The organism is Paenirhodobacter sp., from assembly GCF_047600745.1.
In the GTDB taxonomy this organism is placed as follows: domain Bacteria; phylum Pseudomonadota; class Alphaproteobacteria; order Rhodobacterales; family Rhodobacteraceae; genus Rhodobacter.
On sequence record NZ_JASGKI010000004.1, the window covers coordinates 898,485 to 913,677 of the forward strand.

At 65.6% G+C, this 15,193-nt stretch carries 12 protein-coding genes and 1 pseudogene; 2 read left to right on the forward strand and 11 right to left on the reverse strand.

Annotated features, from left to right (window positions below):
* Positions 1–2 precede the first annotated feature (2 nt).
* Entirely contained in the window at positions 3–1,334 is a 1,332-nt protein-coding gene (locus QM789_RS13105) for a glutamine synthetase family protein (RefSeq protein WP_420352324.1), read from the forward strand.
* Here QM789_RS13105 and QM789_RS13110 read toward each other — a convergent pair.
* The 5 genes and pseudogenes from QM789_RS13110 to QM789_RS13130 form a co-directional block, all read right to left on the reverse strand.
* A complete protein-coding gene (locus QM789_RS13110) occupies positions 1,331–2,263 on the reverse strand; it encodes a biotin-dependent carboxyltransferase family protein (protein WP_420352325.1) in 933 nt (310 codons plus the stop codon). The genes QM789_RS13105 and QM789_RS13110 overlap by 4 nt on opposite strands.
* 5 nt (positions 2,264–2,268) lie before the next feature.
* Complete coding sequence (locus tag QM789_RS13115; RefSeq protein ID WP_420352326.1) at positions 2,269–3,036, reverse strand: LamB/YcsF family protein; 768 nt, start codon at positions 3,034–3,036, stop codon at positions 2,269–2,271.
* Positions 3,037–3,042: 6 nt separating this feature from the next.
* Positions 3,043–3,756, reverse strand: a complete 714-nt coding sequence (locus QM789_RS13120) for a GNAT family N-acetyltransferase (protein WP_420352327.1) — start codon at positions 3,754–3,756, stop codon at positions 3,043–3,045.
* A 65-nt stretch (positions 3,757–3,821) separates the two neighbouring features.
* A pseudogene (gene carB / locus QM789_RS13125) lies at positions 3,822–7,155 on the reverse strand (carbamoyl-phosphate synthase large subunit).
* Positions 7,156–7,250: 95 nt separating this feature from the next.
* Positions 7,251–8,489 (reverse strand): class I SAM-dependent methyltransferase, encoded by a 1,239-nt coding sequence (locus QM789_RS13130; protein WP_420352328.1) that lies wholly within the window; start codon positions 8,487–8,489, stop codon positions 7,251–7,253.
* Between the two features lie 284 nt (positions 8,490–8,773).
* Between QM789_RS13130 and aspS the strand changes: the two genes are divergently transcribed.
* Positions 8,774–10,549: an aspartate--tRNA ligase gene (gene aspS, locus QM789_RS13135; protein WP_420352329.1), complete on the forward strand. Its 1,776-nt coding sequence runs from the start codon at positions 8,774–8,776 to the stop codon at positions 10,547–10,549.
* 16 nt (positions 10,550–10,565) lie between these two features.
* Here the strand turns inward: aspS and QM789_RS13140 are convergent, their stop codons facing one another.
* From QM789_RS13140 to sdhA, 6 genes are all read right to left on the reverse strand, one after another.
* On the reverse strand, positions 10,566–11,492 hold the full coding sequence (locus QM789_RS13140; RefSeq protein WP_420352330.1) for an alpha/beta hydrolase: 927 nt from the start codon (positions 11,490–11,492) through the stop codon (positions 10,566–10,568).
* Between the two features lie 160 nt (positions 11,493–11,652).
* Positions 11,653–11,829 (reverse strand): hypothetical protein, encoded by a 177-nt coding sequence (locus tag QM789_RS13145; protein ID WP_420352331.1) that lies wholly within the window; start codon positions 11,827–11,829, stop codon positions 11,653–11,655.
* Between the two features lie 168 nt (positions 11,830–11,997).
* Positions 11,998–12,777, reverse strand: a complete 780-nt coding sequence (locus QM789_RS13150) for a succinate dehydrogenase iron-sulfur subunit (protein ID WP_420352332.1) — start codon at positions 12,775–12,777, stop codon at positions 11,998–12,000.
* A gap of 5 nt (positions 12,778–12,782) precedes the next feature.
* Entirely contained in the window at positions 12,783–13,067 is a 285-nt protein-coding gene (locus tag QM789_RS13155; RefSeq protein WP_420352333.1) for a hypothetical protein, read from the reverse strand.
* Positions 13,064–13,369 (reverse strand): succinate dehydrogenase, encoded by a 306-nt coding sequence (locus QM789_RS13160; protein WP_420352334.1) that lies wholly within the window; start codon positions 13,367–13,369, stop codon positions 13,064–13,066. Before QM789_RS13160 ends, QM789_RS13155 begins: the two co-directional genes overlap by 4 nt.
* Positions 13,369–15,180 carry a succinate dehydrogenase flavoprotein subunit gene (gene sdhA, locus QM789_RS13165; protein ID WP_420352335.1) on the reverse strand — a complete coding sequence of 604 codons (1,812 nt, stop codon included), beginning with the start codon at positions 15,178–15,180 and terminating at the stop codon, positions 13,369–13,371. Before sdhA ends, QM789_RS13160 begins: the two co-directional genes overlap by 1 nt.
* Positions 15,181–15,193 lie beyond the last annotated feature (13 nt).

Here is a 15,193-nt window from a genome sequence, read left to right on the forward strand (position 1 = left end):
ATATGGACTGGCTGAAGGAACACCCCGAGGTGCGCACCATTCGCGTGGCTGCGGCGGACCTCAACGGGGTGGCGCGGGGAAAACGCATCCCCGCACGTTTCGCGGAAAAGGTATTCAGCGAAGGGACGCGGTTCCCGTTTTCGGTGATGAACCTCGACATCTGGGGCGAGGATATCGAGGACAGCCCGCTGGTCTTTGAAACCGGCGACTGCGACGGGCTGTTGATGCCGACCGAGCGCGGCTTCATGCCGATGCCCTGGCTTTCGGCGCCCACGGGATTGTTGCCGATCTGGATGTTCCACATGGACGGCCGCCCCTATGCCGGCGATCCCCGGCAGGCGCTGGCCCGGGTGGTGGACCGCTACAAGGCGCGCGGGCTGACCCCGGTGGTGGCGACCGAACTCGAATTCTTCCTGATCGACGACAGCGGCAAGACGCTGCGCGTACCGCCCTCGCCCCGTTCGGGCAAGCGCCGCACCGGGGGCGAGACGCTCAGCCTGCGCGCGCTGGACAGTTTCGACACCTTCTTCACCGCGCTTTACGAAGCCTGCGAGGCGATGGACATCCCCGCCGACACCGCGATTTCCGAGGCGGGTCCGGGGCAGTTCGAAATCAACCTGATGCATCAGGGCGACGCGCTGAAGGCCGCCGATGACACCTGGCTGTTCAAGATGCTGGTGAAGGGGCTGGCGCGGATCCACGGCTTTGCCGCCTCCTTCATGGCGAAACCCTATGATCTGTGGCCCGGCAACGGGATGCACACGCATTTTTCCATTCTGGACCGGGACGGGAACAACATCTTCAACGACGGCACGGACAAGGGGTCGGACGCGCTGCGCCATGCGGTGGCCGGGTGTCTGGCCGCCCTGCCCGGCTCGACGCTGGTCTTCGCGCCGCATGAAAACAGCTATGACCGGCTGGTGCCGAACGCCCATGCGCCGACCTCGATCGGCTGGGCCTATGAGAACCGGACGGCGGCGGTGCGGATTCCGTCCTCCGGTCCCGCCGCGCGGCGGATCGAACACCGCGTGGCCGGTGGCGACGTGAACCCCTATCTGCTGATCGCCGCAATCCTCGGCGCCGCGCTGGTGGGGATCGAGGACGGGATGATCCCCGACGATCCGATCGTCGGCAATGCCTATGCGCAAAGCCTGCAACAGCTTCCGGCGACATGGAATCTGGCGATCAACAGCTTCGCCACCTGCCCGCTGATCCCCCGGATCTTCGAGCGCGAGCTGATCGAGAACTTCCTGATGTGCAAGCGGCAGGAGGTTCATTACATGGCGGAACTGTCGGATCAGGAGCAGACCGAACTCTATCTGGACACCGTTTAGCCCCGCACCTGATCCAGCGCGCGCCGGAACGCCCTGCGCGCGCAGATCAGCACCTCTTCCGCCTGCGGCTGCGAAATCGCCTGAAACCGGAAGCGGTGGCCGACCGGCATTTGTGCCAGCCGCGGCAAGTCAACCGAACTGATGGTGGCGATCTTCGGATAGCCGCCGGTGGTCTGCCGGTCCGCCATCAGGACGGTCGGCTGCCCCGATCCCGGCACCTGCACCGAACCGGCGAGCGTTCCGTCCGACACGATGTCATGGCCCCCCGCCGCCGCGATCCGGGGCCCGTCCAGCACCATCGCCATGCGGTCGCGCCGGGCGGAGGCGATGAAGGGCTCGCTCAGGAAGCGCGCCCGCTCCTCCAACGCGAACGCCCTGTCCTGCGGCCCCATGACGACGCGGATCGGCCCGGTGCGGCTGCGCCAGCCCTGCCGCAGCATCCGCTCCGGCCCCGGCGCACCGGTGCCGAGCGGCAGGCAGTCGCCCTCTCGCAGCGCCCGCCCCTCCAGCCCGCCGAGGCCGGAGCGCAGATGCGTCGCCCGCGATCCCAGAACCGGCGGCGTGGCGATCCCGCCCGACACCGCGACATAGCCCCAGACGGAGCCGGGCGTCGCGCCGATCGCAAGCACCTGCCCCGCGCGGAGCCGATGGCTGCACCAGGCCGGAACGCGGGCGCCGTCGATCCGCAACTCTGTCGCCGCCGCGCAAACGGCGATGCTGCGGTCTTCGTCAAGGCGGATTTCACCGCCCAGATAGGCGAATTCCAGGCAGGCGGCCCCCGGGTCGTTGCCCACCAGCGCATTCGCTATCTCCAGCGCTTCCGGGTCCATCGGGCCGGAGCCGGAAACACCGAAGCGCAGCAGCCCCGGCCGCCCGGCATCCTGCACCGTCATCATCATCCCGGGCCGAAGGATGGTCGCCTGCGCCATCCGCGTCAGGCCCGGCAGAAAGGCGCGATCCCCACACCCTCCGCCGCCAGCGCCGTGCGCAGCCCGCGCGCCATCTCCACCGCACCGGGCGTATCGCCATGCACGCAAAGCGTCGCGGCCTCCACCGGCAGCCGCTTGCCGCCGGTCGTCGGAATATGGCCGCCGATGACCATATCCAGCACCTGCTTCAGGCTCTGCCGCGCATCATGGATCACTGCGCCGGGCTGGCTGCGCGGGGTCAGCGTGCCGGTGTCGGTATAGGTCCGGTCGGCGTAGATTTCGCAGGCGACGCCCAGCCCCGCCCGTTCCGCCGCCACCTGCGCCTCCGAATAGGGCATCGCGACAAGGATCAGCCCGGGGTCCACCGCCCGCACCGACCGCGCGCAAAGCGCCGCCAGATCCGGATCCTCCGCCGCCATATTGGCCAGCGCGCCGTGCATCTTCACATGGGTCATCCGGTGCCCGGCCACCTCTGCCATCCCGCGCAGGGCAACGATCTGATAGATCAGCTGCGCCTCCAGATCCTCGGGCCGCTCACCCGAAATCCGCCGCCGCCCGAAGCCGTAAAGATCGGCAAAGGACGGATGCGCGCCCACGGCCACCCCCCTTTCGCGCGCCATCCGCAGCGTTTTCAGCATCCCCGGAGGATCCCCGGCATGGAATCCGCAGGCGATGTTCGCGCTGGACACCAGGTCCAGCATCGCCGCGTCATCCCCCACGCGCCAGGCGCCGAAGCTCTCCCCCATGTCGCAATTCAGGTCGATCGTGCGCATCGTCCGTCAGCGCGCCAGAACCGGATCGGAGGCCACCCGCACCAGCCGGGTCAGGTCCGAAAGCCGCTCCTGCTGCCGCCCCGTGGCGTCGAAATTCGCGGGCGAAAGCCAGGCTTCATAGGCCGCCTGCAACCCGGGCCAGTCCTTGTCCGTCGCGGCGAACCAGGCGGTGTCGCGGTTGCGCCCCTTGACGATCGTCGCCTGCCGGAAGGTGCCTTCGTAGCTCAGCCCCAGCCGCTCCGCCGCGCGCCGGGACGGGATGTTGAACGCGTCGCATTTCCATTCAAAGCGGCGATAACCCGCGGCGAAAGCCCAGCCGATCATCAGGATCATCGCCTCTGTCGCCATCCGGCTGCGTTGCAGGCGCGGCGACAGGCAGATATGGCCGAGTTCGATCACCCCGACCGGCGGCGTGATCCGCAGGAAGGACAGCACGCCCCCCGGCTGCCCCGTCGCCAGGTCGATCACCGCATAATAGACCGGATCGGTCGAGGCGGCGGCATCCTTGACCCACCGCAGATAGCCCACCTCCGACGGAAACGGGCCATAGGGCAGGTAATCCCAGATCGCATCGTCTTCGATATTTGCACGGAACAACAGATGGGCATGGCGCTCCTCCAGCCGTTCCAGCCGGACGTAACGCCCTTCGATCACCGCCGCATCGGGCGCGCGGGGCGCGACCCAGTTCGGAACCGGCTCGCCAAACATCTTCTGCACCATGGGATCCTCTTCCTCCGGGGGCCGCGTCTCCACGCTAGCTTGCCCCGGAGGAACAGGCAATCATTTCACGACTGTAGCGGCCGGACGCTGATTTCCCCTTCGGAGCGCGACTTCATCGCCGCCACCGCCGCGATGCAGGCCGCCGCGGTGGTGAAATAGGGGATGTGGTCGTACAGCGCCACCGCCCGGATGTCGCGGCTGTCCGAAATCGACTGCGCGCCGTCGGTGGTGTTCATCAACAGTGCCACATCGCCGTTCTTCAGCCGGTCGACGATATTCGGGCGGCCTTCGTAGACCTTGTTCACCGGCTCGGCCTCGATCCCCTGCGATTTCAGCCAACCCGCCGTGCCCCGCGTCGCCAGCAGAGTGAAGCCCATGCCCAGCAGTTCGCGCGCCGCCCCGGCCAGATCGTCCGACTTGTCGGCATCCTTGATCGACAGGAAGACCCGGCCGCTTTCCGGCAGCTTCGTCCCCGCCCCCAGCTGCGCCTTGAGGAAGGCGCGCGGGAAGTTGCGGTCCCAGCCCATGACCTCACCGGTCGAGCGCATTTCCGGCCCGAGCAGCGTATCGACGCCGGGGAACCGCGCGAAGGGCAGCACCGCCTCCTTCACCGAATACCAGGGCGTGTTCGGGTCGGCGAGCGTGAGCGGATCGGCGAAGGGCAGCGGATCCTCGGGCCCGACACCCGCGGGATAGGCGGCGCGATGCGGGAAGTTCGCCATCGGCTCGCCCGCCATCAGCCGCGCCGCGATCGAGGCAATCGCGCTGTCGGTCGCCTTCGCCACGAAGGGCACGGTGCGCGAGGCACGCGGGTTGACCTCCAGCACATAGATCACGCCGTCCTTGATCGCGAATTGCACGTTCATCAGGCCGACGACATGCAGGCCAAGCGCCATCTTCACCGTCTGCGCCTTCAACTCGGCCACGGTTTCATCCGACAGCGAATAGGGCGGCAGCGAACAGGCGGAGTCGCCGGAATGGACACCGGCTTCCTCGATATGCTGCATGATGCCCGCGACATGGACCGTGGTGCCGTCCGACAGCGCATCCACATCGACCTCGATCGCGCCGGACAGATAGCTGTCGAGCAGCACCGGGCTATCCCCCGACACGTTCACCGCGGTCGAGATATAGCGCTTCAGCTGCTCTAGATCGCGCACGATCTCCATCGCGCGACCGCCCAGCACATAGGACGGGCGGATCACCAGCGGATAGCCGATCCGGCCCGCGATTTCAAAGGCTTCCGCCTCGGAATGCGCGATGCCGTTGATCGGCTGCTTCAGGCCCAGATCGTTCAGCAATTGCTGGAACCGCTCGCGGTCCTCGGCCAGGTCGATCGCGTCGGGCGTGGTGCCGAGGATCGGGATCCCCTCGCTTTCCAGCGCATTGGCGAGCTTCAGCGGCGTCTGCCCGCCGAACTGCACGATCACCCCGTGCAGCGTACCGTTCTCCTGCTCCACCCGCAGGATTTCCAGCACGGATTCCAGCGTCAGCGGCTCGAAATACAGCCGGTCGGAGGTGTCATAGTCGGTCGAGACCGTTTCCGGGTTGCAGTTGACCATGATCGTTTCATAGCCGTTCTTCGACAGCGCGAAACAGGCGTGGCAGCAGCAATAGTCGAATTCGATCCCCTGCCCGATCCGGTTCGGCCCGCCGCCGAGGATGACAACCTTCTTGCGATCGCTCGGGCGGGCTTCGCATTCCACGTCGCCCATCGCCGGAGCTTCGTAGGTCGAATACATGTAGGGGGTCTGCGCCTCGAATTCGGCGGCGCAGGTGTCGATGCGCTTGAACACCGCCGTCACGCCCAGGTTGCGGCGCGCGCGGCGGACCTGTGCTTCGTCGCGGCCCGTCAGCTTTGCCAGACGCTTGTCGGTGAAGCCCATCATCTTCAACCGGCGCAGGCCCTCTTCGGTGAAGGGCAGGCCCGCGCGGCGGATCTCCGCCTCGGTGTCGATGATTTCGCGGATCCGCGCGAGGAACCACGGGTCAAAGGCCGTCGCGGCGACGATCTCGTCATCCGTCAGCCCGTGCCGCATCGCCTGCGCGATCAGCCGCAGCCGGTCCGGCGTCTGCGCCGAAATCGCCTTGATCACCGATGCCTTGTCCGGCGCGCCGGGGATTTCGATTTCGTCAAAGCCCGAACAGCCCGGTTTCGAGCGACGCCAGCGCCTTCTGCACCGATTCGTGGAAGGTCCGGCCGATCGCCATCGCCTCGCCCACCGATTTCATCGCGGTGGTCAGTTCGGGCTTCGAGCCCGGGAATTTCTCGAAGGCAAACCGCGGGATCTTCGTCACCACATAGTCGATGGTCGGCTCGAACGACGCCGGGGTGACCTTGGTGATGTCGTTGTCCAGTTCGTCCAGCGTATAGCCCACCGCGAGCTTCGCCGCGATCTTGGCGATCGGGAAACCCGTGGCCTTGGACGCCAGCGCCGAAGACCGGCTGACGCGCGGGTTCATCTCGATCACCACCATACGACCATCCGCCGGGTTGATCGCCCATTGCACGTTGGAGCCGCCCGTCTCCACCCCGATCTCGCGCAAAACGGCGATCGAGCCGTTGCGCATGATCTGATATTCCTTGTCGGTGAGCGTCAGCGCCGGGGCCACGGTGATCGAATCGCCGGTATGCACGCCCATCGGATCGACGTTCTCGATGGAGCAGACGATGATCGCATTGTCCGCCTTGTCGCGGACGACCTCCATCTCGTATTCCTTCCAGCCGAGCAGGCTTTCGTCGATCAGCACCTGCGCCACCGGCGAAGCGTCGAGCCCCGAACGCACGATGGCCTCGTAATCGTCGCGGTTATAGGCGACGCCGCCACCCGTGCCGCCCAGCGTGAAGGCAGGCCGGATGATCGCCGGCAGGCCGATATGTTCCAGATCCGCCAGCGCCTGCCGCACGCCCGCATTCACGTCATACTTGCCGTTTTCGAGCTTCGGCGCCGCGATGATCGTGGCCTTCGGGTTTTCCAGCCCGATCCGGTCCATCGCCTCGCGGAACAGCTTGCGGTCCTCGGCCATTTCGATGGCCTCGCGGTTCGCGCCGATCAGCTCGACCCCGAATTTCTCCAGCACGCCCATATCGGCCAGCGCGAGCGAGGTGTTCAGCCCGGTCTGCCCGCCCATGGTGGGCAAGAGCGCATCCGGGCGTTCCTTTTCGATGATCTTCGCCACCACTTCGGGGGTGATCGGCTCGATATAGGTCGCGTCGGCCATTTCCGGATCGGTCATGATCGTCGCCGGGTTCGAGTTCACCAGGATCACCCGGTAACCCTCTTCGCGCAGCGCCTTGCAGGCCTGAGCGCCCGAATAGTCGAACTCGCAGGCCTGTCCGATCACGATGGGCCCCGCGCCGATGATGAGGATGGACTTGATGTCGGTTCTCTTCGGCATGGCGGACCCCTATTCGCAGCTTGACGGGCAGGGTCCCGGCAGGCCCTGCGCAAATTGATGGGGGTTATAGTCAGGTCGCGCCCCGGCGCAAGGGGCTATTCCGCCGCCATCCGCGCCTTCTCTGTCAGCGGCGCCGCATAAAGGTAATCGCGCGTCAGCGGCACGTCGCCCACCTCGTGGCAAAGCTGATACTGGAACACCACCTGTCCGGCATGACGGAAGGCCATTTCCGAGGAAATCAGGTAGAACCGCCACATCCGGGTGAAGCGCTCGTCATAGAGCGCGCGGGCATCGTCGATCCGCGCCTCGAACCGGGTCAGCCAGTGGCGCAGCGTCTCGGCATAATGGATCCGCCAGACCTCCAGATCGGCGATCACCAGGTTTTCATGCTCGACCGCCGCCGACACCTCGGACATCGCCGGGCAATAGCCGCCCGGGAAGATGTATTTGGTGATCCAGTCGGAGGTCGTGCCCGGCGCGCTGGCCCGACCGATGAAATGGATCAGCGCAACGCCCCCGGGCTTCAGCAGCTTTTCGACATGGTGGAAATATTCGCGGAAATGCGGCGCTCCGACATGTTCGAACATGCCGACCGACACGATCCTGTCAAAGGATCCGGCCACAGCGCGGTAATCGCACAGGCGGATGTCGATCCGGTCCGCAAGCCCCGCCGCGCGCACCCGCTCCGTTGCATAGGCATGCTGCTGCGTCGAGAGCGTCACTCCCACCACCTTCGCGCCGTAATCCCGCGCCAGCGTCAGCGCCATGCCGCCCCAGCCGCAGCCAATGTCGAGCACCGTCATCCCCGGCCCGATCCGCAGCTTGCGCGCGATCAGCGCCTTCTTTGCCTCCTGCGCCGCGTCCAGCGTCATGTCGGGACGCGCGAAATAGGCGCAGCTATATTGCCGGTCCTTGTCCAGAAACAGGTCATACAGATCGCCCGACAGGTCGTAGTGATGCGCCACATTCTCCTGCGCCCTGCCCATCGGGTTGAACTGCGCCAAGCGGCGGCTAAGGTATTTCCACAGGCTCAGCGGCTTTTCAAACCAGGGCATGCCGCTATGCGCCACATTGTAAAGCAGCAGCGCCAGAAACCCGGTCAGGTCATCGTCCTTCAGCGTAAAGCCCTGATCCATATAGCCTTCGCCGATGCCCAGATCGGGGTTGCGGATGATCTTCCGGGTCAGGCCCGGGTCATGGACGGTCATCGCCACCAGCGTGCCGGTGCCGTCGCCATAGCGGCGCTGCCGACCGTCGGCATAGGTGATTTCGAGGGTTCCGGTCCGCACCATATAGCGGGCCATGCGATCGACGAGCAGATCCCAGACATTCATGCAGCAGATCCCCTTCCCCGGCTGAGCCCGCCCGGTCGGCAGCGCAGCGCGATGACTTCGGATGCGTCACGCTACCAAAGATGGGCTGGCGCGCGAGTCCTGCAAATGTGAATCAGCGCACCGAAGCCCCGCCGTCCGGGCACAACCCACACGAAACTGCCCCGGGCGCCGGGAATCCGGGCAGATGGAGAACCCCGGCGGATGGTTCCGGCCTTGACTTTCAGCCCGTGGGCGGGTGTATCGGCCCGAACGGGAAAACCCTCTGGAACCCAAGGAAAACAGCCATGAACGCCTATCGCAGCCACACCTGCGCCCAGCTTTCCGCCGCGAATGCCGGCGAAACCGTCCGCCTCTCGGGTTGGGTCCACCGGGTGCGAGATCACGGCGGCGTTCTGTTCATCGACCTGCGCGACCATTACGGCATCACCCAGATCCTGTGCGACGGCGACAGCCCGGCCTTCGCCGCGCTGGAAAAGGTCCGCGCGGAATGGGTGATCCGGATCGACGGCACGGTGAAGCTGCGCGATGCCAGCCTGATCAACCCGAAGATCCCGACGGGCGAGATCGAGGTCTATGCCCGCGACATCGAAGTGCTGGGCGCGGCGGAGGAACTGCCGCTGCCGGTCTTTGGCGAGCAGGACTATCCGGAGGAAACGCGCCTCACCTACCGCTTCCTCGACCTGCGCCGCGAGGGGCTGCACCAGAAGATGATGCTGCGCTCGAACGTGGTGCGCTCGATCCGCAACCGGATGTGGAACGCGGGCTTCAACGAATTCCAGACGCCGATCATCACCGCCTCCTCGCCCGAAGGCGCGCGCGACTTTCTGGTGCCGTCGCGGCTGCATCCGGGCAAGTTCTACGCCCTGCCGCAGGCACCGCAGCAGTTCAAGCAGCTGATCATGGTCGCGGGCTTTGACCGCTACTTCCAGATCGCGCCCTGCTTCCGCGACGAAGACCCCCGCGCCGACCGCTCGCCGACCGACTTCTATCAGCTCGACATCGAAATGTCCTTCATCGAGCAGGAAGACGTGTTCCAGACCGTGCAGCCGGTGATCCAGGGTCTGTTCGAGGAATTCGGCAAGGGCAAGAAGGTCGATCCCGATTGGCCGCGCATCGCCTACAAGGATGCGCTGATGTGGTATGGCTCGGACAAGCCCGACCTGCGCAACCCGATCAAGATGGCCGATGTGTCGGACCATTTCCGCGGCTCCGACTTCGCGATCTTCGCGAAACTGCTGGAAAACGAAGGGACCGAGGTCCGCGCGATCCCGGCGCCCACCGGCGGCTCGCGCAAGTTCTGCGACCGGATGAACGCCTTCGCCCAACAGCAGGGCCTGCCGGGGATGGGCTATATCTTCTGGCGTGCCGGGGCCGAGGGCATGGAGGCCGCCGGCCCGATCGCCAAGGCGATCGGCGCCGAGCGGACCGAGGCAATCCGCACCCAGCTGAACCTGACCGAAGGCGACGCGGTGTTCTTCCTTGGCGGCAAGGCCGAGCAGTTCGAAGCCGTCGCGGGACGTGCGCGCAACGAGATCGGCCGCGAACTGGGCCTGACCGAGGAAGGCGTGTTCCGCTTCTGCTGGATCGTCGATTTCCCGATGTATGAGAAGACCGACGAGGGCAAGATCGACTTCAGCCACAACCCGTTCTCGATGCCGCAGGGCGGGCTGGCGGCGCTGGACGGCGATCCGCTGCATATCCTCGGCTATCAATACGACCTCGCCTGCAACGGCTACGAACTGATCTCCGGCGCGATCCGCAACCACGAACCGGCGATCATGTATCGCGCCTTCGAGATTGCGGGCTATCCGAACAGCGAAGTCGACAAGCGCTTCGGCGGCATGGTCAAGGCGTTCAAATACGGCGCCCCCCCGCACGGCGGCTGCGCCATGGGGATCGACCGGGCGGTGATGCTGCTGGCGGATGAACAGAACATCCGCGAGGTGATCATGTTCCCGATGAACCAGCGTGCCGAAGACCTGATGATGAACGCCCCTTCGGAACCGACCAACGAGCAGCTTCGCGAATTGCGGCTGCGGGTGCTGCCGAAGGAAGCCTGATCAAGGGCCGCGCGCGTCAGACGAAGCCGCGCGCGGCAAGCCATGGGTCGAGCATCACCGACCAGCCCGCGCTGCGCGACCCGGGCTTGCCCATGCCAAAGCCGTGCCCGCCCAATTCCAGCAGATGCCGCTCGACCGGCACGCTGGCCTTGCGGCAGGCGGCTTCCATCGCGACCAGGTTCCACGGATTGGCAATCGGGTCATCCGCCGCGCCGACCAGAAACACCGGCGCGCAATCGCGGCGGACATGGGTCTCGACCGACCAATCGGCGGCCTGCGTCAGGCTGGGCGTCTTGCCCACCAGAATCCGCCGCGTCGAGGTGCGGTCATAGGGCGGCAGCAGCGTGATCACCGGATAGACCAGCACCGCCCCCGCACACTCCGCCGGAACCAGGTCGGCCGCATCCACCGGCGCATAGCTTTGGAAATCCGGCCGGGCCGCCGCCATCCCCATCAGATGCCCGCCGGCGGAAAAGCCGAACAGGCCCACCCGCTCCGGATCGACACCCGGAACGATCCGGCCCGCGCGGAGCAGGCGCAGCGCGCGCTGCACATCCTGAAGCGGCGCACGGGCACCCGCGGCCCATCCCTCCCCCGGCAGACGGTAGGTCAGGACGCAGGCCGTGATCCCCCGCGCCACCAACCAGCGCGCAGCAGGATTGGCCTCCCATCCCAGCGAAATCCGCCGGTAGCCGCCACCCCCCGCAACGATCATCGCCGCACCGGTCGGGCGTTCGGGCAGATGAACCGTCAGCGTGGGGGTCACGACATTGAACACGGTCCCGTTCAGGCGTTTTTCCAACCGCCCCCCGGGACCGCCACCGCCGGGCGGACCTTCGGGCCACAGCGGTTCGACCGTCGTCTCTGCCCCAACCGCCAGCGCACCCGCGCCGGAGACCGCCAGCGCCGCCCCGATCAGGAGCGATCTCCGATCCAGCCTCATTCCTGTCCCGTGCCCCTGCCCGTTTTGCTCAGGATAACACCGATTGCGGGGAAAGCAGCGCCCCTGCAACTCTGGCGTGAAAATATTTCTGACCCCCGGGCATGCAAAAGGCCCGCACCCTCAGGGCGGACCTTCACACAAGCCGTCTCATCGCAGCGCCTCAGGCAGCCGGATAATAGCCATACATCTGTTCGATCGGCGTTTCGACGGCTTCGATCGCCGCTTCCGCCGACACTTCGTCCACGGTGTAATAGGCATAAGCCTGATCCAGAACGCGCAGCGCTTCGTCCGCCCTGGCGCGCTCCGGCGACGTCACCAGTTTAACGACCTTCGTCATGGAACTCTCCTTCGCTTTGGCCGAGTTCCTCCCCTGCTTCTATCTAGTCACAGGACCAGCAGGAAAACAGAGCCGATGCTGCAACTGCGTCATGCGTTTTCTGCAACGCAGCGAAAATGTCGCAGGCCCAAAGCAAAAGCCCCCGCGCAGGGCCGGGGCTTTCAAAGGTCAGACGTGGCGTTCCAGCATCATCTTCTTGATCGAAGCGATCGCCTTCGCCGGGTTCAGCCCCTTCGGGCAGGTCTTGGTGCAGTTCATGATCGTGTGGCAACGATACAGCTTGAACGGATCTTCGAGCCCGTCCAGACGCTCGCCCGTCGCCTCGTCGCGGCTGTCGATGATCCAGCGGTAGGCATGCAGCAGCGCCGCCGGGCCGAGGTAGCGGTCCGAGTTCCACCAATAGCTCGGGCAGGACGTCGAGCAGGACGCGCACATCACGCATTCATAAAGACCGTCGAGCTTCTTGCGATCTTCGATCGACTGGCGCCATTCCCGCTCCGGCCGGTTGGTCTTCGTCTCCAGCCAGGGCATGATCGACGCGTGCTGCGCATAGAACAGCGTCAGGTCGGGGATCAGGTCCTTCACCACCGGCATGTGCGGCAGCGGGTTGATCTTCACCACCTCGCCCTTGATCTCGTCGAGGCCATAGATACAGGCCAGCGTGTTGATCCCGTCGATGTTCATCGCGCAGGAACCGCAGATCCCTTCGCGGCAGGACCGGCGGAAGGTCAGCGTCGGGTCGATCTCGTTCTTGATCTTGATCAGCGCGTCCAGAACCATCGGCCCGCATCTGTCGAGGTCGATGAAATAGGTGTCGATCCGGGGGTTCTCGCCGTCATCCGGGCTCCAGCGATAGATCTGGAACTTGCGGATGCGTTTGCCTTCGGGCTTCGGCCAGGTCTTGCCGACGCGGATCTGCGAATTCTTGGGAAGCTTGAACTGAACCATGGTTTTCACCCTCTCCAGTCGGTTCTGGCATAAAGCGGCCGCGTCGGCATGCGGCCGGATCTGTCGTAGACACAGCGGTCATAGGCCGCCGCCGGGTCACCCTGATAGGTGCCCATGTTGATGCGGACCTTCGCGGTGGTGCGCGGGCCCGAACTGGTCACGCCCAGCCCCGCCTCGCCCTCCAGTGGCCGCACCGGCTGAACCCGGGCGAGGCATTGGCGCTCCGCCTGTTCGACCGGAACCGGACCACAGGCGGAAAGCGCCACGGGTATGAGCCACAACGCCCTCACAGCAGGCCCATCCCCTTCTGCGCGACGCATTGCATCGTGGCGGGACGCTGCGCGATGGTCATCACCGCATTGACGGTATCGGGGCTGACGCCGACCACCGCCCCCTTGGAGATCGTATAGATCTCCGGCATCGAGGCATTGTCGATGACGCAATCGGTGACAGGGGTGGCATTCACCCCCGGCATCTTCTGCGCCACCACGGTGTTGACCACCGATTTGGCCTGATTGCGGGCCACCTCCTCGGCGCTCTGACCGAGGGTGCAGGCCGACAGGCCAAGAACGAGGGCCGGCAGCCAGCGCATCAATACACCCGTGCCTTCGGCGCGATCTTCTTCAACTCGATCCCGCCTTCGGATTCGGGCGTCAGCGGGTCGATATGCACCGGGCGGAAGGTCAGCGTGACCTTGTTGCCCTCCACATGCATGATCGAATGCTTGCGCCAGTTCACGTCGTCGCGGTTCGGATAATCCTCATGGGCGTGCGCCCCACGGGATTCCTTGCGCGCCTCGGCGCCGACGATGGTCGCCAGAGCGTTCGGCATCAGGTTCGTCAGTTCCAGCGTCTCCATCAGGTCGGAGTTCCACACCAGCGAACGGTCGGTCACCTTGATGTCGGCCATCTTGGCGGCGACGGCGGTCATCTTCTCAACGCCTTCGGCCAGCGACTTGTCGGTGCGGAACACCGCGGCATCCGACTGCATCGTCTTCTGCATCTCAAGCCGCAGTTCCGCCGTGGGCGTGCCGCCATCGGCATAGCGCAGCTTGTCGAAGCGGTCGAAAGCCTTGTCGATCGCCACCTTCGACGGCACCGGGATCGCGGCTTCGCGGTCGATCACCTCACCCGCGCGGATCGCGGCGGCGCGGCCAAAGACCACGAGGTCGATCAGCGAGTTCGAGCCCAGACGGTTCGCGCCATGGACCGAGGCACAGCCCGCCTCGCCCACCGCCATCAGGCCGGGGACGATGTTGTCCGGGTTGTCGGCGGTCGGGTTGATCACCTCGCCCCAGTAGTTCGTCGGGATACCGCCCATGTTGTAGTGGACGGTCGGCAGAACCGGGATCGGCTCCTTCGTCACATCGACCCCGGCGAAGATCTTCGCCGATTCCGAAATCCCCGGCAGCCGCTCATGCAGCGCTTCCGGCGGCAGGTGGCTGAGGTTCAGGAAGATGTGGTCCTTGTGCTCGCCCACACCGCGGCCTTCGCGGATTTCCATCGTCATGCAGCGCGAAACCACGTCGCGCGAGGCCAGATCCTTGTAATGGGGCGCGTAACGCTCCATGAACCGCTCGCCTTCGGAGTTGGTCAGGTAACCACCCTCGCCCCGCGCGCCTTCGGTGATCAGGCAGCCCGAGCCATAGATCCCGGTCGGGTGGAACTGCACGAACTCCATGTCCTGAAGTGCGAGGCCCGCCCGCGCCACCATCCCGCCGCCGTCGCCGGTGCAGGTATGCGCCGAGGTCGCCGAGAAATAGGCCCGGCCATAGCCGCCCGTCGCCAGCACGACCATCTTGGCCGCGAAGACGTGGAAGGTGCCGTCGTCGAGCTTCCAGCACAGCACGCCTTCGCAGGTCTTGCCGTCATCGCTCATCAGAAGGTCGATCGCGAAATATTCGATGTAGAATTCCGCGTTGTTCTTCAGCGACTGGCCGTAGAGCGTGTGCAGGATCGCATGGCCGGTCCGGTCGGCGGCGGCGCAGGTGCGCTGCACCGGCGGGCCTTCGCCGAATTCGGTGGTATGGCCGCCGAAGGGACGCTGGTAGATCTTGCCCTCTTCGGTCCGGGAAAACGGCACGCCGTAATGTTCCAGCTCATAGACCGCCGCCGGAGCGGCACGGACCATGTATTCCTGCGCGTCGGTATCGCCCAGCCAGTCGGAGCCCTTCACAGTGTCGTAAAGGTGCCATTTCCAGTTGTCCGGCCCCATGTTCGACAGCGAGGCGGCGATGCCGCCCTGCGCCGCCACGGTATGCGAGCGGGTCGGGAAGACCTTGGTCACGCAGGCCGTGCGGAACCCCTGCTCCGCCATGCCCAGCGTCGCGCGCAGCCCGGCGCCGCCGGCACCGACCACCACGACGTCATAATGATGCGTCTCGTATTGATATGCTGCTGTCATCCGTCTTTCCTCA